Source organism: Pseudomonas fluorescens (genome assembly GCF_002837185.1).
Lineage (GTDB): Bacteria > Pseudomonadota > Gammaproteobacteria > Pseudomonadales > Pseudomonadaceae > Aquipseudomonas > Aquipseudomonas fluorescens_AM.
Window position 1 is genome coordinate 216,522 of record NZ_KZ477988.1, and the last position, 17,110, is coordinate 233,631.

Below are 17,110 nucleotides of genomic sequence, written 5' to 3' on the forward strand. Positions count from 1 at the left end.
ATGAATGGGAACGCTGCCACAATCCGGTTCGCCCCTCGGTCGCCGACGATCTGTAAATTCCTCCCACTTATTTGTGAACAATCGTGAACAAATTTTAACCAATATTTGCTAGAACCCCGCAGCACCGGGATAATGCGCGCCATTCGGCCATTGTCCTCTGTCCCGGAATCCGGGGCCATTGGCCGCACATGGAAGCCCGCAGGGGCGGGATAACTTCTCAGTGATCAACTTCAACATCGCCCAATGGCGCGCCTGGGCTCCTGGCCTTGAGAGTGCGGACGACTGGCACGCCTGGTGCCGGGACCCGGTGTTGCTGCCTGTCAGCGACGCGTCTCCCGATGTGTCATTTTTGCCAGCTATGCAGCGCCGCCGCCTGAGCCGACTGGCGCGCATGGCGTTCAGCGTCGGCTGGCCGCTGGCCGAAGGCCTTGACGACCTGCCGCTGGTGTTCATTTCCCGCCACGGCGAAACCCCGCGCACCCTCGACATCCTCAGCGACCTGGCCAACGAGCAGCCACTGTCGCCGACCCAGTTCAGCCTGTCGGTGCATAACGCGGTGATTGGCCTGTGGTCGATCCTGCGCAATGAAACCAGCGAGATGACTGCCCTCGCCGCCGCCGGTGATGGCCTCGAACACGGCGTGCTCGAAGCCGCCGCATTGCTCAACGAAGGCGCCCCGGCCGTGTTGCTGGTGCTGACCGAAGAACAACCGCCCCAGGCGTACGCCAGCTGGATCGCTGACGTGCCCTTCCCCTATGCCCTGGGCCTTTTGCTGACGCCGGGCGACGAGTGGCAACTGGAACTAAACAGCAGCGCTGTCCAACTCACTCAAACCCAGTGGCCTCACGCCCTGAACCTGCTGCGCACTCTGTTGACCGAACAGGGCGCCTGCCAACATGCCTGGAAGAACCGAGTATGGAACTGGCGACGCAAGTCCTGAACGACAAACCACGGCAGGCCTATTACTGGCGCCTGTTCGCCACGGCCGCCAGCTTCTTTGTGTTCGGCGTCGGCGGGCTGTGCCTGCGCTTGCTGGTGTTCCCGCTGCTCAGTTGCCTGCCGGGCGACGCCAGGCAGCATCAACGACGCGCGCGCCACACCATCAGTTGCCTGTTCTGGTTTTTCATTCGCCTGATGAAAGGGCTGGGCATCCTCACGTACAGCGTCGAGGGCGCGGAAAAGCTCGGCCGCCCTGGCCAGATGATCGTCGCCAACCATCCGTCGCTGATCGATGTCGTGTTCCTGATCGGCCTGATGCGCCAGACCAATTGCGTGGTCAAGCAGAGCCTGTTCCAGAACCCGTTCACCCGCGGCCCGGTGCGCGACGCCGGCTACATCAGCAACGATGGCAGCGCCGACATGCTCGATGCCGCCGCCGATGCCCTGCGCGCGGGGCAAACCCTGATCATCTTTCCCGAAGGCACCCGCACCACGCCAGGCAGCGCGCCGGCCTTTCATCGCGGCGGCGCGGCCATTGCACTGCGCGGTGCGACGATCATCACCCCGGTGGTGATCAAGGTCAGCCCGACCACCCTGACCAAGGCCGAGCCCTGGTATCGCATTCCCAAATGCCGATTTCACTTCAGTTTGCGCGTGGGGGCCGATATAGAACCACACGCGTTTGCCGCACTGGGCCCCGCGCCCCAGGCGTCACGCAAGCTCAACGATTACCTGCATCACTATTTCATTAAGGAGCTCGCCGAAGATGAGCGACCAACACCGCCTTGAGCACGACATAAAGACGCTGATCATCGAGGCCCTGGGCCTGGAAGACATCAGCGCCGACGACATCGGCAGCGACCAGACCCTGTTTGGCGAGGGCCTGGGCCTGGATTCGGTCGACGCCCTGGAACTGGGTCTGGCGATTCAGAAAACGTACGGCATCAAGATCGACGCCGACGCCAAGGACACGCGCAATCACTTCACCAACGTGGCCAGCCTTGCGGCATTCGTCACGGCCAGACAGGCAGCTTGAGACCGGACCATGCAAACTCGTGACGATATTTTCAACACCCTGCGCGACGCCTTGGTGGAACTGTTTGAACTGGAGCCCGAGCGCGTCACACTGGACGCCAACCTGTACCAGGACCTGGAAATCGACAGCATCGATGCCGTGGACCTGATCGACCATATCAAGCGCCAGACCGGCAAGAAGATCGCCGCCGAGGAGTTCAAGGCGGTGCGTACCGTCAATGACGTGGTTGAGGCGGTGTACCGTCTGGTCCAACCCGCCGCATGAGCCGGCTGATCGGCCTTGGCCTGTTGCTGGCGGGGCTGCTGTACCCCTTTGCGGTGTATTACGGCACCGAGCATTTTGCGCCATGGCAATTCGGCCTGCTGTTGGGCAGCCTGTGGTTGCTGCGCGCGTTCACTGCTGCACGACGCCCCGGCAGTCGCTGGATGGCGCTGGTGGTGATCGTGTTTTGCCTGGCGCTGGCCTGGTTCGATAACCCGCAATGGCTGCGCTGGTACCCCAGCCTGGTCAGTGGGTTCATGCTGGCACTGTTCGGCCTGAGCCTGAAATACGGGCCGCCTATGGTCGAGCGCCTGGCGCGCATGACTGAGCCGGACCTGCCGTCGAACGCGGTGCTGTATACGCGCCAGGTCACCGTGGTGTGGAGCGTGTTTTTTCTGTGTAATGGCCTGCTCGCTGCCGCCCTCACCTTGTGGGCGCCGCTGAGCTGGTGGACGTTGTACAACGGCTTGATCGCCTACGGGCTGATGGGGCTGTTGTTTGCCGTGGAATGGCTGGTACGACAAAGGGTTCGAGGCCGCGTATGAAAGGTTTGAAACTTGAGCACCTGCTGCTCGAGCCGCAGGAACAACGCCGGGTCACCACTGAGCCGGCGCTCAATCATGCTCAACTGATGGAGCAGTCCCTGCGCCTGGCGGCAGGCTTGCAGGCGCGCGGCATCCAGCGCCTGGCGGTGCACCTGGAAGACGCCGGCGTGCTGGCGATTGCGTTGCTCGGCGCCTGGCGTGCCGGGGTCAGCGTACTGCTCCCCGCCGACCTGCAGCCGCAAACCCGTCAGCGCTGGGATGCCGTCGTCGATGCCTGGCTGACGCAGGCTGCGGACCTTGAGGCGTTGTACCAGACGCCACTGAGCCCTGCCGCCCTTGACCTCGATCGCTGCCAACTGAGCCTGTGCACCTCCGGCTCCAGCGGTGAACCCAAGCGTATCGACAAGTCCCTGCGCCAGCTGGCCAATGAGGTGCAGGCGCTGGAGGCACTGTGGGGCGCCGACCTGAAGGACGCCTGCATCATCGGCAGCGTCGCCACCCAACATATCTACGGGTTGCTGTTCCGCGTGCTGTGGCCACTGTGCGCCGGTCGCACGTTTTTGCGCAGGCAACTGGCATTCCCCGAGGACATGCAGCGCGCCAGTCGCGAACATTCGCAATTCGCCTGGGTGGCCAGCCCGGCGCTGCTCAAGCGCATGGGCGATAACCTCGACTGGCCGGCGCTGAGCCAGGTCTCACGGGTGTTTTCCTCGGGCGGGGCCTTGCCTGTCGAAGCCGCCGGCAGCCTCTATGACCGCTTGCAGCAGTGGCCGACGGAAATCCTCGGCAGCTCGGAAACCGGTGGCATCGCCTGGCGCCAGGGCGCACAACCCTGGCAGCCGTTTGCCGACGTGCACCTGAGCCAGGATGCCGACGGTGCCCTGCGCATTGCTTCGCCCTACCTGCCCGCCGGGCATATCGAACAGACTGCCGACGCCGCGCGCATCCATGCCGATGGCCGCTTCGAACTGCTCGGCCGCCTGGACCGCATCGTCAAGCTGGAAGAAAAACGCATCGCCCTGCCGATGCTCGAACAGGCATTGATCACCCATCCGTGGGTCGCTGAAACCCGCCTGGGCGTGGTGCAGGAAAACCGCGCTTCACTCGGTGCCCTGGTGGTACTGAGCGCAGAGGGCCTGCATGCTCTGCGCAACCAGGGCCGGCGCACGGTGACCCAAACCCTGCGCCAGCACCTGAGCCAGCATTGCGAAACCCTGGCCTTGCCCCGCCGCTGGCGTTTGCTGCGCCAACTGCCGCTCAACAGCCAGGGCAAGCTGCCCCAGGCCGATATCGAGGCGCTGTTGCTGGCCCCCCGCCCCAAGGCGCCGGACGTGCTGGCGCAGGTCGAGACCGACGGCGAATGGACATTGCAACTGGGCGTGCCGCCCGACCTGGCCTATTTCAGCGGGCATTTTCCAGTCACGCCTGTGCTGCCGGGCGTGGTGCAAGTGGAATGGGCGTTCAACCTGGGCCAGCAACTGCTCGACTTGCCGAGTACGTTTGCCGGCATGGAAGTGCTCAAGTTCCAGCAACTGGTGCGTCCCGGTGATCGCATTCAATTACACCTGCGCTTTGACCAAGAGCGCGGCAAGCTGTACTTCGCCTATCGCCACGGGGATGCTGCCTGCTCAAGTGGCCGCATAGTGCTGGAGGCCACGCATGCATAACCCCTGCGCCCTGATCCCGGTGTACAACCACGAAGCCGCCGTGCCCGCCGTGGTCCGCAGCCTGCTGGGCAGCGGCTTGCCTTGCCTGCTGGTGGACGACGGCAGCAGCCCGGCCTGCGCGGCGATACTGGCGCAACTGGCTACCCTCGATAACGTCACCCTGCTGACGCTGCCCCACAACCAGGGCAAGGGCGCCGCCGTCATGGCGGGCTTTCGCGAAGCCGCGCGCCTGGGCTACAGCCACGCCCTGCAAGTGGACGCCGACGGCCAGCATGACCTGCGCGAAGTCGAGACCTTTATCGACACCTCCCGCAGGCACCCCGACGCGATCATCTGCGGCTATCCCGAATACGACGAAAGCGTGCCCAAGGGCCGTCTCTACGCACGCTACCTGACCCACGTGTGGGTATGGATCAACACCTTGTCGTTGCAGATTCGCGACTCGATGTGCGGCTTTCGCGTGTACCCGCTGGCGCCCACGCTGGCGCTGATGGACTCGGCCTACATCGGCACGCGCATGGATTTCGACTCGGACATCCTCGTGCGCCTGGCCTGGCGCAACCAGCCAATGCGCTGGCTGCCGACCCAGGTGCATTACCCCGCCGACGGCCTGTCGCATTTTCGCCTGTTGCACGACAACGTGCGTATCAGCGCCATGCATACGCGACTGTTCTTCGGCATGCTGGTGCGCGCGCCCGCCATCCTGTGGCGTCGGTGGCAGGCATGAGCGGCGGCAGCAAACACTGGGCCGACCGCGAAGAGCGCGGCAGCTTCTGGCTGATGAAACTCACGGCGTTCGCGGCAAAGGTCCTAGGCCGGCGCCTGTTGAGCCCGTTGCTCTACAGCATCGTATTCTACTTCTTCCTGTTCGGCCGCACCGCGCGCCAGAGCGCCTGGCAATACCAGCAACGCCTGGGGCAGTGGAGCGGGCGTGACGAGCTGCTGCCGACCCACGCCAAGGTGTTCGGCCAGTTCATGGCCTTCGCCGACTCCCTGCTCGACAAGCTGGACGTGTGGAACGGCAAGCTGCGCCTGGAGCAGATCGACATCAACGACCCCGCGCAATTGCGCGGCCAGTTGCGGGGAGCGCGCGGGCAGATGCTGGTGGGCGCGCACCTGGGCAACCTGGAAGTGTGCCGCGCGCTGGCGGAGATCGGCGAACAGGTCACCATGAACGTGCTGGTGCACACCAAGCACGCCGAGCGTTTCAATCGCCTGCTGGGTGAAGCCGGTGCGACGCATTTGCGCCTGATCCAGGTCAGCGAGCTGGACCCGGCCACCATGCTGCTGCTCAGCCAGCGCCTGGACGACGGCGAATGGCTGGCCATTGCCGGCGACCGCATCCCGCTGCACGGCGGGCGCACGGTGCGCGTGGACTTCCTCGGGCAGCAGGCCGCATTCCCCCAGGGCCCGTGGCTGCTGGCCGGCCTGCTCAAATGCCCGGTCAACCTGCTGATGTGCCTCAAGCACCAGGGCCGCTATCGCCTGACCATCGAGCCCTTCGCGCCGTTGGTCGAATGGAAGCGCAGCACCCGTGAGCAGGTCATCGCCCAGTGGGCCGCCCGCTACGCCGCACGCCTGGGCCAGTTCTGCCTGCAAGCGCCGCAACAATGGTTCAACTTTTACCCTTTCTGGAAGACCGATGACCACGCCTCTTGAGCCGATAACCTTTGGCGAACGCCCCCTGCGCATCGAAGACGTCCTGGCCCTGGCCAACCGTCAGGTGCCCACTCGATTGCAGGACGATGCCGCGTATCGCCAGCGCATCGCCAAAGGCGCGCAGTTTCTTGATTCGCTGCTGGACAAGGAAGGCGTGATCTACGGCGTGACCACCGGCTACGGCGACTCCTGCGTGGTGGCGGTGCCGCTCGAACACGTCGAGGCGCTGCCGCGTCATCTGTACACCTTCCACGGTTGCGGGCTGGGCAAGTTACTCGACGCCCAAGCCACTCGCGCCGTGCTGGCGGCGCGTTTGCAGTCGCTGTGCCATGGCGTGTCCGGGGTGCGCGTGGAGCTGCTGGAGCGCCTGCATGGATTCCTCGAACACGACGTGCTGCCGCTGATCCCTGAAGAAGGCTCGGTGGGCGCCAGCGGCGATCTGACGCCGCTGTCCTACGTAGCTGCGACGCTCTCCGGCGAGCGAGAAGTGCTGTTTCGTGGCGAGCGCCGCCAAGCCGCCGACGTGCACCGCGAACTGGGCTGGGAACCACTGGTGCTGCGCCCCAAGGAAGCCCTGGCGTTGATGAACGGCACAGCGGTAATGACCGGCATTGCCTGCCTGGCCTTCGCCCGCGCCGACTACCTGCTGCAACTGGCCACGCGCATCACCGCGCTGAATGTGGTGGCGCTGCAAGGCAACCCGGAACACTTCGACGAGCGCCTGTTCGCTGCCAAGCCCCACCCCGGGCAGATGCAGGTCGCCGCCTGGCTGCGCCAGGACCTGGCCATCGATGCACCGACCGCCCCGCTGCACCGCCTGCAGGATCGCTACTCCCTACGCTGCGCGCCCCACGTGCTCGGCGTACTGGCCGACAGCCTGAACTGGCTGCGCGCGTTTATCGAAATCGAACTGAACAGCGCCAACGACAACCCGATCATCGACGCCGAGGAGGAGCGCGTGCTGCACGGCGGGCACTTCTACGGCGGGCACATTGCCTTTGCCATGGACAGCCTCAAGACCCTGGTGGCCAATGTCGCCGACCTGCTCGACCGCCAACTGGCGCTGCTGGTGGACGTGCGTTACAACCACGGCCTGCCGAGCAACCTGTCGGGCGCGCCGGCCGACCGCGCAATGATCAACCATGGCTTCAAGGCCGTGCAGATCGGCACCAGCGCCTGGACCGCCGAAGCGCTGAAGAACACCATGCCGGCCAGCGTGTTCTCGCGCTCGACCGAGTGCCATAACCAGGACAAGGTCAGCATGGGCACCATCGCCGCCCGCGATGCGATCCGCGTGCTCGAGCTGACCGAACAGGTCGCCGCCGCCACCTTGCTCGCCGCCAACCAGGGCGTGTGGCTGCGTGCCCAGGCTGAAGAGGCACGAGCGCTGCCGCCGGCACTGGCTGCGATGCACGAAGAACTGGCCAGGGACTTCCCGCCGGTCATCGAAGACCGCGCCCTGGAAGGCGAACTGCGCCTGTGCCTGCAACGCATCGCCGAGCAACACTGGAGGCTGCATGCGTAGCCCCGGCGTGTTGCACTGCGACACTCAGATCCTCGTGCCGTTTTTCGATATCGACACCATGCATGTGGTGTGGCACGGGCATTACGTGAAGTACCTGGAAGTGGCGCGCTGCGCGTTGCTGGACAAGATCGGCCATAACTACGCCGCGATGCTCGACGCCGGCTATGCCTGGCCGGTGATCGATATGCAGCTGCGCTACGTGCGCGGCGCCACCTTCGGCCAGACCCTCAACGTGCGCGCCAGCCTGGTGGAGTGGGAGAACCGCTTGAAGATCAATTACCTGATTACCGACCTGGCCAGCGGCGAACGCCTGACCCGCGCCAGCACCGTGCAGGTCGCGGTAGAAATCGCCAGCCGCGAAATGCAGCTTGCCTCCCCGACAATATTCACCAACGCCGTCGAAAGGGCCTTGAAATGAGATCCCATGTGGGAGGGGGCTTGCCCCCGATGGACGTCAACGATAACGCAGGTCGCCTGTCACTGCGCAGTGCTCTCAGGTCCTTCGCGAGCAAGCTCGCTCCTACAGTGGCCGCCGCATTGCTGAGCTTCAACGCCCACGCCTTCGACCTGCAGCAACTCAGCGCTCAACTGGCCAAACCCAGCGTGATCCACGGCAACTTCACCCAGGAAAAACACCTGCGCGCCCTGCCCCAGCCGCTGGTCAGCCAAGGCACCTTCGTGCTCGCCAAGGACCACGGCCTGTTGTGGTTGCTGAAAACTCCGCTGCAGCAGGACTACCGCATCAGCGCCCAGGGCATCGCCCGGCGCGACGCCAACGGCTGGCAACTGCTGCCGAACAAGAGTGCCGGCGCCGAGCAGAATCGCCTGTTCCTCGCCGTGCTCCAGGGCGACAGCAGCGGCTTGCAGCGTGACTTCGACCTGCAACTGCAAGGCCAGGCCCAGCAGTGGAAGCTCACGCTGATCCCACGCTCACTGCTGCTCAAGCAGGTATTCACCCAAATCAATATCGACGGCGGCGCGCTGGTGAAGACCATCGAGCTGCTGGAAACCCAGGGCGACAGCACCGTACTGCGCATGCAGGACAGCACCGCCGACCAGCCATTGAGCGATGCGGAGCAGCACGACTTTGCCCAGTGAGCGCCTGCTGCCACGCCTGTTCCTGATCCTGCTGGTGGCGGTATTGGCCCTGGCCGGCTGGCAGTGGCGCCAGGGTGCGCCGCTGTCGGCCAACCTGATGGAACTGGTGCCCGGCAGTACGCCGGACGCTCTGGAGCTGCAAGCCGAGCAGCGCATGCAGGAACCACTGAACCGCGAGATGCTGGTGCTGGTGGGGCATGCCGACCGCCAGCAAGCGCTGGCCATGGCGCAGCAACTGGCCGAGCGCTGGCAGGCCAGCGGTCTGTTCGAAAAGGTGCAGTGGAACCTGCAGGCCGACTTGCCGGCGCTGCGCGAGCAACTGCTGCGCGGCCGACTGGCGATGCTGTCGGCCAGGGACCGCGAGCAACTGATCGAACAGCCTGACGCGTTCATCCAGCAGCGCGTGCAGTCGTTGTTCGACCCCTTTACCGGCTTCAGCCTGGTGCCGAGCCAGGACGACTGGCTGGGCCTGACCGGGCGCATCCAGAACAGCCAGCCGCAACACGGCGCGGTCCAGCTGGATATCGGCAGCGGCGCGTTGATTGCCGACGCCGACGGCAAAAGCTGGGTGCTCCTGCGGGCGCGCACCACCGGCAATGCATTCGACATGAAACTGCCGCTGCAAGTGGCGGATCTGCTCCAGGCCAGCCGCGCCCAGGCCGGCGCGCAAGGCGTGCAGCTGCTCGCCGCCAGCGGCTTGCTCTATGCGGCCAACGGGCAGCAGCAAGCCACGCGGGAGATCACCTGGGTCGGCGGCGGCGCAACCCTGGGCATCCTGATATTGCTGCTGCTGGCGTTCCGGCGCTGGCGGGTGCTGCTGGCGTTCGTGCCGGTGGTGGTCGGCATGCTGTTTGGCGCAGTCGCCTGTGTGGCGCTGTTCGGCCATATGCATGTGATGACCCTGGTGCTGGGCTCAAGCCTGATCGGCGTGGCGGTGGATTACCCGCTGCACTACCTGTCCAAAAGCTGGAGCCTGCAGCCATGGCGCAGTTGGCCGGCATTGCGCCTGACCCTGCCGGGGCTGAGCCTGAGCCTGGCCACCAGCTGCATCGGCTACCTGGCGCTGGCCTGGACGCCGTTCCCGGCGCTGACGCAAATCGCGGTGTTCTCGGCAGCCGGTCTGGTCGGCGCTTATCTGTGCGCCGTGTGCCTGCTGCCCGCGCTGCTCAGCGGTGTCGACCTGCGCCCGGCGCAATGGCCGCTGCGCATCGCCGAACGCTTGTGGCAGTGGCGGGCGGCATTGATCAAACGCGTGCCCGGCGCGGTGTTGCTGGTGTGGGTGCTGTTGTTCTGCGCCGGTGGCCTGTGGCACTTGAACAGTAAAAACGATATCCGCCAGTGGATCGGCGCGCCGCCGCAATTGCTCGAGCAAGCCCAGGCCGTGGCGCGCATTACCGGGTTCCAGCCCACCAGTCAGTTCTTCCTGGTGCGGGCCGACAATCAGCAGCAGTTACTGGAACGCCAGGCCGCCCTGGGCCAGCGCCTGGATCAACTGGTGAATATGGACAAGCTCCAGGGTTACCTGGCGTTGAATCAACTGGTCAACCTGCCCGCCGAGCAGCAGCAACTGCGCGACGCGCTCAATACCCTCGCGCAGCATTGGCAACCGTTGCTGGACCTTGGCGTCCCCGCCGCCGCGTTGCAAGCTGAAGTCGCGCAACTGCAGGCGCTGCCCAGCGAAGACATCGACGCCGCGCTCAAAGGCCCCCTGGCCGAGCCATGGCGCATGCTGTGGCTGGGCCCGGTAGACGGCGGCGTGGCGGCGATGGTCAGCCTGCAGGGCCTGAACAACCCAGCGTTGCTGCGGGTGCAGGCGGTGGATTTGCCCGGCGTACAACTGGTGGATCGCCTGGGTGATTTGAACCGCGTGTTTGCCGACACTCAAATCAGCGCGGCCGAATTGAAATTGCTGTCCTGTGGGCTGATCGTGCTGCTGTTGATGCTGCCCTTCGGCTTCACCGGCGCCGTGCGCATCGTCGCGCTGCCGTTGCTGGCGGCGCTGTGCAGCCTGGCCAGCCTCGGTTGGCTGGGCCAGCCGCTGACCCTGTTCAGTCTGTTCGGCCTGCTGCTGGTCACGGCCATCAGCGTCGACTACGCGATCCTGATGCGCGAGCAGATCGGCGGGGCCGCCGTCAGCCTGCTGGGAACCTTGCTGGCCGCGCTGACCACTTGGTTATCGTTCGGCCTGCTGGCCGTCTCCAGTACCCCGGCGGTGAGCAATTTCGGCCTGTCGGTCAGCCTCGGCCTGGCCTTCAGCTTTATGCTGGCGCCCTGGGCCGGGCAACAAAAACACGCCTTATGAATGTGAATATCGCCAAAGCGGCAAGGAGCCTTCGTGCCCACAGTTGAAATGGAACGTCGCCAGGTAGTGGTGATCGGTGCCGGGCCATCCGGGGCCATCGCGGCCGCGCTGCTCAAGCGTAAAGGGCATGATGTATTGATTATCGAGCGCCAGTATTTTCCGCGTTTCTCGATTGGCGAAAGCCTGCTGTCGCACTGCATCGACTTTATCGAAGAAGCCGGCATGCTCGAGGCCGTGCAGGCTGCCGGCTTTCAACTGAAAACCGGTGCCGCGTTCGCCTGGGGCGAGCGCTACAGTGCGTTCGATTTCGGTGACACCTTCAGCCACGGCAAACCGACCACCTTCCAGGTGCAGCGTGCCGAGTTCGACAAGCTGCTGGCCGATCAGGCGGCGTTGCAGGGTGTGGAAATCCGCTACGGCGAAAGCATCGTCGGCGTGGATTTTTCCGGCGAGAATCGCTACCTGCACGTACGCCGCGAAAATGGCAGCGAGTACCACCTCAAGACCACCTTCGTGCTGGATGCCAGTGGCTATGGCCGCGTGCTGCCGCGCCTGCTGGACCTTGAAGCGCCGTCCGGTTTCCCGATGCGCCAGGCCGTGTTCACCCACATCGAAGACCACATCGAACACCCAGGCTTCGACCGTACCAAGATTCTGATAACCACCCATCCCGAGCAGCGCGATATCTGGTTCTGGACCATCCCGTTCAGCAACGGCCGATGCTCGGTGGGCGTGGTCGCGGCCAAGGAGCATTTCGACGGCCGCGATCACGATCTCGACGCCTGCCTGCGCAGCTTTATCGAGCAAACCCCAAGCCTGTCCGGCGTATTGCAGAACGCCGTGTGGGACACCCCGGCGCGCAGCATCGGCGGTTATTCGGCCAACGTCAAAACCCTGCACGGCCCGGGCTTTGCGCTGCTGGGCAACGCGGCGGAATTTCTCGACCCGGTGTTCTCCTCCGGCGTGACCATCGCCATGCGTTCGGCGAGCATGGCCGCCGGCGTGCTGCATCGCCAACTGCAAGGCGAAGCGGTGGACTGGCAAACCGAGTTTGCCGAACCGCTCAAGCGCGGCGTCGACACCTTCCGCTGCTACGTCGAGGGCTGGTACGCCGGGACGTTCCAGGACGTTATTTTCCACGCCGACAGTTCACCGCAGATTCGCCGCATGATCAGTTCGATCCTCGCCGGCTACGCCTGGGATGAACGCAACCCGTTTGTCAGCGAGCCCAAGCGGCGCCTGCGGATGTTGTCGCAAATCTGTGCGAGTGAGCCGGTATGAGCAGCCCTGTCGTTGAAAAAAACTACCTGAGTAAAAACTACGTCGAAGAAACCCGCTTCGGCTTCTGGTTCCTGCGCAGCCACACCTGGCAGCATCATGTGTTGCGCGTGGCGATCAATGACCTGCGCAGCCTGTTCAGCGACCCACTGCCGGTGGCGCCGGTATTGCTCGACGCCGGCTGCGGCCAGGGTAAATCGTTCAAGTTGCTGCAGCAGGTATTTGCGCCCGCGCGCCTGATCGGTCTGGATGCGGACCCTCACAGCCTGGCACTGAGCCGCGAGGAAGCCGCGCGACAGGGCCTGGCCGTGGAGTTGATCGGCAGCGACTGCGCCACCCTCGAGGTACCCGACGCCAGCGTCGATATTGTGTTTTGCCACCAGACCTTTCACCACCTGGTCGAGCAGCATCGCGCCCTCAAGGAGTTCTATCGGGTCCTCAAGCCGGGCGGTTATTTGCTGTTTGCCGAGTCCACCGAAGCCTATATCGACACCTGGGTGATTCGCTGGCTGTTCCGTCACCCGATGCATGTGCAGAAAAGCGCCGAGCAATACCTGGACATGCTGCGCGAGCAGGGCTTTGAATTCGGCGCGCAGAACGTCTCGTACCCCTATCTGTGGTGGAGCCGCTCCAGCGATTTCGGCCTGCTGGAACGTTGGGGCCTGCGCAAGGCGCCGCCGGTGGGCCAGCGCGAGGAAACCCTGGTCAACTGCGTGGCGCGCAAGCCGTCAGAGGCCGCGCGTTCATGATCCGCGGGTTGCTGATGAGTTGCCTGTTGCTGCTCGGCGCGTGCGCCAGCCAGGCGCCCTTGCCGCACACCCTCCCGGCCCTGAACTTGCCGATGCAGCTGCATGTGCAACGCCTGGAGGGCGACCGCAGCCAGGATTGGCTGCTGGTGATCCAGCGTGAAGGCGCGGCGATTCGCTGGTCGATGATGGACCCGTTGGGCATTCCCCAGGCCCGGCAGAAGTTGATCGACGGCAAGTGGCAGGCCGATGGCTTGCTGCCGCCCAATCCCCAGGCCCGAACGCTGTTCGCCGCGCTGTTGTTTGCCCTGGCCTCGGCGGATGACCTGCGTGCGCTGTATCCTGCGGCCCAGGCCATGGACCTTACGCGAACGCTGCCGGGCCATTGGCAAATCGTCTATCAGTCTTCAGAGGTGTTCAGCGTGAACATGGCGGGCCAACCGTTGAGCTATCGCATTACCCCGCTGGGCGTGGGCAAATGAGCGCCTACCTCAACGCCCTCGGCGTGATCTGTGCCCTTGGTCGCGGCCAGGCCGAGGTCAGCCGCCGCCTGTTTGCCGGCGACTGTGGCGGCATGCGCGCCGAGAGCGGCTGGGTGCCCGAGCGCGTGGTGCCGGTCGCGGCCGTGCGCGGCGAGCTGGCGCCCCTTCCGGCACAGTTGGGCCAGCAGAGCAGCCGCAATAATCAGTTGCTGCTGGAAGCGGCGTTGCAGATCGAAGGCTCGATCCGCCAGGCGATCCACACCTACGGCCCCTCACGGGTTGGCGTTGTGCTGGGCACCAGCACGTCGGGCATCGACGAGGCCAGTCGCGGCATTGCCCACTACCTGCGCGATAACGCCTTTCCTGGCGACTACGACTACCAGCAGCAGGAACTCAGCGCCCCGGCGAATTTCCTCGCCGACTGGCTGCAATTGAGCGGCCCGGCCTATGTGATTTCCACCGCCTGCACCTCCAGCGCCCGCGCGTTGATGAGCGCCCGGCGCCTGCTCGACCTGGGCCTGTGCGATGCGGTGATCTGCGGGGGCGTCGACAGCTTGTGCAGGCTGACGCTGAACGGCTTTACCGCACTGGAAGCGGTGTCTGCCGAGCGCTGCAATCCGTTCTCGGTGAACCGCAACGGCATCAATATCGGCGAAGCGGCGGTGGTGTTCGTGATGAGCCGCGAGGCGGCACCGGTCGCCCTGCTGGGCTGCGGCGCCAGCAGCGACGCGCACCATATCTCCGCACCCGAGCCCACCGGCAAAGGGGCGTTGCAGGCGATGCGCAAGGCCCTGGCCAACGCCGAACTCGCGCCCGAGCAGATCGGCTACCTGAACCTGCACGGCACCGCCACCCAGCACAACGACGCCATGGAAAGCCTCGCGGTCGCTTGCCTGTTTCCGGGCGGGGTGGCCTGTTCGTCGACCAAACCCATGAGCGGCCACACCCTCGGCGCGGCGGGCGCACTGGAAGCGGCGTTCTGCTGGTTGAGCCTGACGCACGGCCGCGTCCCTCCCCATGTGTGGGACGGTCACGTCGACCCGGCGCTGCCCGCCTTGCAGTGGGCACACAAGGGCGACACCTTGAAAAAACCTTATTTGATGAGCAACTCGTTTGCCTTTGGCGGCAACAACGTCAGCCTGATTATTGGAGAGGCCCCATGATCGCTTGGCCACTCGCCGAACTGCTGCCCCATGCGGGCGACATGATCCTGATCGACCAGGTGCTGTCGTTCGATGAAGAGCAGGTGCACACCCGTCTCACCGTCAAGCCCGGCGGCCTGTTCAGCCAGGCTGACGGCAGCCTGCCGGCCTGGGTCGGTATCGAGCTGATGGCGCAAAGCGTCGCCGCCTATGCCGGATGCCGCGCGCGCCAGCAAGGCCTGGCGGTGGAGCTGGGTTTCCTGTTGGGCACGCGTAAATTCGAATGCAACGTGGCGCACTTTCCCGCTGGCGCCGAGCTGAATATCCACGGCCTGCGCTCGCTGGAGGACGACAATGGCATGGGGGTGTTCGAATGCCACCTCACCGGCGACGGCATCCAGGCCAGCGCACGCTTGAACGTATTTCGACCGCCCCAGGCGGCCAATTATTTAGATGAATCGAAGGACGAAACGCCATGACTGAATCCGTACTGGTCACCGGCTCCAGCCGTGGCATCGGCCGCGCCATTGCCCTGCGCCTGGCCCAGGCCGGGCATGACATCGTGCTGCATTGCCGCAACGGCCGTGCCGAAGCCGACGCGGTACAGCTCGAGATCGAGGCCCTGGGCCGCCAGGCGCGGGTGCTGCAATTCGATGTCGCCGATCGCGCGGCGTGCAAGCAGATCCTGGAGGCCGACGTTGAGCAACATGGCGCCTATTACGGCGTGGTGCTCAATGCCGGCCTGACCCGCGACGGCGCGTTCCCGGCGCTCTCGGAGGACGACTGGGACGTCGTGATGCGCACCAACCTCGACGGGTTCTACAACGTGCTGCACCCGGTGATGATGCCGATGATCCGTCGTCGCGCGGCCGGGCGCATCGTGTGCATCACCTCGGTGTCCGGGCTGATCGGCAACCGTGGGCAGGTCAACTACAGCGCCTCCAAGGCCGGGTTGATCGGCGCGGCCAAGGCGCTGGCCATCGAGCTGGGCAAGCGCAAGATCACCGTCAACTGTGTGGCACCGGGTTTGATCGACACCGCCATGCTGGACGAAAACGTGCCGGTGGAAGAACTGATGAAAATGATCCCGGCACAGCGCATGGGCACTCCGGAAGAAGTGGCCGGCGCGGTGAACTTCCTGATGTCGGCCGAGGCGGGCTATATCACGCGCCAGGTGTTGGCCGTGAATGGGGGCCTGTGCTGATGAAACGCGTTGTCGTCACCGGCATGGCCGGCATGACCTCCCTGGGCAGCGACTGGGACACCATCGCGGCCAACTTTCGCGCCAACCGCAGTGGCATCCGGCGCATGGATGAATGGGACCGTTTCACCGAATTGAATACGCGCCTGGCCGGGCCGATTGACGATTTCGTGGTGCCCGCGCACTGGACCCGCAAGCAGCTGCGCAGCATGGGCCGCGTCTCGCGCCTGGCGGTGTGGGCGGCGGAGCAGGCGTTGCAGGACGCCGGCTTGCTTGGCGATGCGTCGATCAAGGACGGGCGCATGGGCGTGGCGTGTGGCTCGTCCACCGGCAGCACCGATGAGATCAAGGCGTTCGGCAATATGCTGCTGAACTCGGTGGCCGAGGGGCTGAATGCCAACTCTTACGTGCGCATGATGCCGCACACCACGGCGGCAAATATCAGCATCTTCTTTGGCCTGACCGGGCGCTTGATCCCCACCTCCAGCGCTTGCACCAGCGGCAGCCAGGGCATCGGTTATGCCTATGAGGCCATCAAGTTCGGCCGCCTGCCGTTGATGCTTGCCGGCGGCGCTGAAGAGCTGTGCCCCACCGAGGCCATGGTGTTCGACGCGCTCTACGCCACCAGCCTGAAAAACGACGCGCCGCAAACCAGCCCGCGCCCCTACGACAGCGGCCGCGATGGCCTGGTGATCGGCGAAGGCGGCGGCATGCTGGTGCTGGAAGCGTTGGAACACGCGCTGGCACGGGGTGCGCATATCCATGCCGAGATCGTCGGTTTCGGCAGCAATGCCGACGGCCAGCACACCACCCGCCCGGAACAGAAAACCATGCGCCGCGCCATGGAGCTGGCGCTGGAAGACGCCGGGCTTGAACCGGCCGCCATCGGCTATGTAAATGGTCACGGCACCGCCACCGACCAGGGCGACATCGCCGAGACCCTGGCCACCAGCAGCCTGTTCGGCAGCCGCATGCCCATCAGTTCGCAGAAGAGTTTCCTGGGCCACACCCTGGGCGCGTGCGGGGCGCTGGAGTCGTGGTTCAGCATCGAGATGATGAACCGCGACCAGTACGTGCACACCTTCAACCTGGACTCGGTCGACCCGCAATGCGGTGAGCTGGACTACCTGCAAGGTGGCTTTCGCCAGATGCACAACGACTACGTGATGAACAACAACTTTGCCTTTGGCGGCGTCAACACTTCGCTGATCTTTCGCCGCTGGTCCTGA

The 17,110-nt window shown here is 64.9% G+C and carries 19 protein-coding genes; all 19 read left to right on the top strand.

Annotated features, from left to right (window positions below):
• Nucleotides 1-220: 220 nt before the first annotated feature.
• From CIB54_RS05800 to CIB54_RS05890, 19 genes are read left to right on the top strand one after another with little or no spacing between them, the layout of a single operon-like run.
• Nucleotides 221-940 (top strand): beta-ketoacyl synthase chain length factor, encoded by a 720-nt coding sequence (locus CIB54_RS05800; protein ID WP_065950163.1) that lies wholly within the window; start codon nt 221-223, stop codon nt 938-940.
• Complete coding sequence (locus CIB54_RS05805; protein ID WP_065950162.1) at nt 916-1,728, top strand: lysophospholipid acyltransferase family protein; 813 nt, start codon at nt 916-918, stop codon at nt 1,726-1,728. Before CIB54_RS05800 ends, CIB54_RS05805 begins: the two co-directional genes overlap by 25 nt.
• Nucleotides 1,706-1,975, top strand: a complete 270-nt coding sequence (locus CIB54_RS05810) for a phosphopantetheine-binding protein (protein WP_065886594.1) — start codon at nt 1,706-1,708, stop codon at nt 1,973-1,975. The genes CIB54_RS05805 and CIB54_RS05810 overlap by 23 nt, the downstream gene beginning before the upstream one ends.
• A 9-nt stretch (nt 1,976-1,984) precedes the next feature.
• Nucleotides 1,985-2,239 carry an acyl carrier protein gene (locus CIB54_RS05815; RefSeq protein WP_003209389.1) on the top strand — a complete coding sequence of 85 codons (255 nt, stop codon included), beginning with the start codon at nt 1,985-1,987 and terminating at the stop codon, nt 2,237-2,239.
• On the top strand, nt 2,236-2,781 hold the full coding sequence (locus CIB54_RS05820; RefSeq protein ID WP_057724397.1) for a COG4648 family protein: 546 nt from the start codon (nt 2,236-2,238) through the stop codon (nt 2,779-2,781). Before CIB54_RS05815 ends, CIB54_RS05820 begins: the two co-directional genes overlap by 4 nt.
• Nucleotides 2,778-4,448, top strand: a complete 1,671-nt coding sequence (locus CIB54_RS05825) for an acyl-CoA synthetase family protein (RefSeq protein WP_101219001.1) — start codon at nt 2,778-2,780, stop codon at nt 4,446-4,448. Before CIB54_RS05820 ends, CIB54_RS05825 begins: the two co-directional genes overlap by 4 nt.
• On the top strand, nt 4,441-5,175 hold the full coding sequence (locus tag CIB54_RS05830) for a glycosyltransferase family 2 protein (RefSeq protein ID WP_065950160.1): 735 nt from the start codon (nt 4,441-4,443) through the stop codon (nt 5,173-5,175). The genes CIB54_RS05825 and CIB54_RS05830 overlap by 8 nt, the downstream gene beginning before the upstream one ends.
• Nucleotides 5,172-6,107, top strand: coding sequence for an LpxL/LpxP family acyltransferase (locus CIB54_RS05835; RefSeq protein ID WP_101219003.1), 936 nt, complete (start codon nt 5,172-5,174; stop codon nt 6,105-6,107). The genes CIB54_RS05830 and CIB54_RS05835 overlap by 4 nt, the downstream gene beginning before the upstream one ends.
• On the top strand, nt 6,091-7,632 hold the full coding sequence (locus CIB54_RS05840; RefSeq protein ID WP_101219005.1) for an HAL/PAL/TAL family ammonia-lyase: 1,542 nt from the start codon (nt 6,091-6,093) through the stop codon (nt 7,630-7,632). The genes CIB54_RS05835 and CIB54_RS05840 overlap by 17 nt, the downstream gene beginning before the upstream one ends.
• Nucleotides 7,625-8,050 carry an acyl-CoA thioesterase gene (locus CIB54_RS05845; protein WP_101219007.1) on the top strand — a complete coding sequence of 142 codons (426 nt, stop codon included), beginning with the start codon at nt 7,625-7,627 and terminating at the stop codon, nt 8,048-8,050. The genes CIB54_RS05840 and CIB54_RS05845 overlap by 8 nt, the downstream gene beginning before the upstream one ends.
• Before the next feature lie 29 nt (nt 8,051-8,079).
• Entirely contained in the window at nt 8,080-8,730 is a 651-nt protein-coding gene (locus CIB54_RS05850) for an outer membrane lipoprotein carrier protein LolA (RefSeq protein WP_101219009.1), read from the top strand.
• Complete coding sequence (locus CIB54_RS05855; RefSeq protein ID WP_101219011.1) at nt 8,702-11,032, top strand: MMPL family transporter; 2,331 nt, start codon at nt 8,702-8,704, stop codon at nt 11,030-11,032. The genes CIB54_RS05850 and CIB54_RS05855 overlap by 29 nt, the downstream gene beginning before the upstream one ends.
• Nucleotides 11,033-11,065: 33 nt before the next feature.
• Complete coding sequence (locus CIB54_RS05860) at nt 11,066-12,313, top strand: NAD(P)/FAD-dependent oxidoreductase (RefSeq protein ID WP_101219013.1); 1,248 nt, start codon at nt 11,066-11,068, stop codon at nt 12,311-12,313.
• Nucleotides 12,310-13,059, top strand: a complete 750-nt coding sequence (locus CIB54_RS05865) for a class I SAM-dependent methyltransferase (protein ID WP_101219015.1) — start codon at nt 12,310-12,312, stop codon at nt 13,057-13,059. Before CIB54_RS05860 ends, CIB54_RS05865 begins: the two co-directional genes overlap by 4 nt.
• Nucleotides 13,056-13,538 (top strand): hypothetical protein, encoded by a 483-nt coding sequence (locus tag CIB54_RS05870; protein WP_065950152.1) that lies wholly within the window; start codon nt 13,056-13,058, stop codon nt 13,536-13,538. The genes CIB54_RS05865 and CIB54_RS05870 overlap by 4 nt, the downstream gene beginning before the upstream one ends.
• The gene (locus tag CIB54_RS05875) at nt 13,535-14,701 is read left to right on the top strand and encodes a beta-ketoacyl-[acyl-carrier-protein] synthase family protein (RefSeq protein WP_101219017.1); all 1,167 of its coding nucleotides are present in this window, start codon (nt 13,535-13,537) and stop codon (nt 14,699-14,701) included. Before CIB54_RS05870 ends, CIB54_RS05875 begins: the two co-directional genes overlap by 4 nt.
• A complete protein-coding gene (locus CIB54_RS05880; RefSeq protein WP_065950150.1) occupies nt 14,698-15,159 on the top strand; it encodes a hotdog family protein in 462 nt (153 codons plus the stop codon). The genes CIB54_RS05875 and CIB54_RS05880 overlap by 4 nt, the downstream gene beginning before the upstream one ends.
• Nucleotides 15,156-15,884, top strand: coding sequence for a 3-oxoacyl-ACP reductase FabG (gene fabG, locus CIB54_RS05885; RefSeq protein ID WP_065950149.1), 729 nt, complete (start codon nt 15,156-15,158; stop codon nt 15,882-15,884). The genes CIB54_RS05880 and fabG overlap by 4 nt, the downstream gene beginning before the upstream one ends.
• A complete protein-coding gene (locus CIB54_RS05890; RefSeq protein WP_101219019.1) occupies nt 15,884-17,110 on the top strand; it encodes a beta-ketoacyl-ACP synthase in 1,227 nt (408 codons plus the stop codon). The genes fabG and CIB54_RS05890 overlap by 1 nt, the downstream gene beginning before the upstream one ends.

Coding starts and splice junctions, on each gene's coding strand:
- CIB54_RS05830 (WP_065950160.1), top strand. CDS start 4,441: ATGCATAACCCCTGCGCCCTGATCCCGGTGTACAACCACGAAGCCGCC.
- CIB54_RS05825 (WP_101219001.1), top strand. CDS start 2,778: ATGAAAGGTTTGAAACTTGAGCACCTGCTGCTCGAGCCGCAGGAACAA.
- CIB54_RS05820 (WP_057724397.1), top strand. CDS start 2,236: ATGAGCCGGCTGATCGGCCTTGGCCTGTTGCTGGCGGGGCTGCTGTAC.
- CIB54_RS05835 (WP_101219003.1), top strand. CDS start 5,172: ATGAGCGGCGGCAGCAAACACTGGGCCGACCGCGAAGAGCGCGGCAGC.
- CIB54_RS05870 (WP_065950152.1), top strand. CDS start 13,056: ATGATCCGCGGGTTGCTGATGAGTTGCCTGTTGCTGCTCGGCGCGTGC.
- CIB54_RS05850 (WP_101219009.1), top strand. CDS start 8,080: ATGGACGTCAACGATAACGCAGGTCGCCTGTCACTGCGCAGTGCTCTC.
- CIB54_RS05805 (WP_065950162.1), top strand. CDS start 916: ATGGAACTGGCGACGCAAGTCCTGAACGACAAACCACGGCAGGCCTAT.
- CIB54_RS05840 (WP_101219005.1), top strand. CDS start 6,091: ATGACCACGCCTCTTGAGCCGATAACCTTTGGCGAACGCCCCCTGCGC.
- CIB54_RS05855 (WP_101219011.1), top strand. CDS start 8,702: ATGCGGAGCAGCACGACTTTGCCCAGTGAGCGCCTGCTGCCACGCCTG.
- CIB54_RS05815 (WP_003209389.1), top strand. CDS start 1,985: ATGCAAACTCGTGACGATATTTTCAACACCCTGCGCGACGCCTTGGTG.
- CIB54_RS05865 (WP_101219015.1), top strand. CDS start 12,310: ATGAGCAGCCCTGTCGTTGAAAAAAACTACCTGAGTAAAAACTACGTC.
- CIB54_RS05880 (WP_065950150.1), top strand. CDS start 14,698: ATGATCGCTTGGCCACTCGCCGAACTGCTGCCCCATGCGGGCGACATG.
- CIB54_RS05890 (WP_101219019.1), top strand. CDS start 15,884: ATGAAACGCGTTGTCGTCACCGGCATGGCCGGCATGACCTCCCTGGGC.
- CIB54_RS05875 (WP_101219017.1), top strand. CDS start 13,535: ATGAGCGCCTACCTCAACGCCCTCGGCGTGATCTGTGCCCTTGGTCGC.
- CIB54_RS05810 (WP_065886594.1), top strand. CDS start 1,706: ATGAGCGACCAACACCGCCTTGAGCACGACATAAAGACGCTGATCATC.
- fabG (WP_065950149.1), top strand. CDS start 15,156: ATGACTGAATCCGTACTGGTCACCGGCTCCAGCCGTGGCATCGGCCGC.
- CIB54_RS05845 (WP_101219007.1), top strand. CDS start 7,625: ATGCGTAGCCCCGGCGTGTTGCACTGCGACACTCAGATCCTCGTGCCG.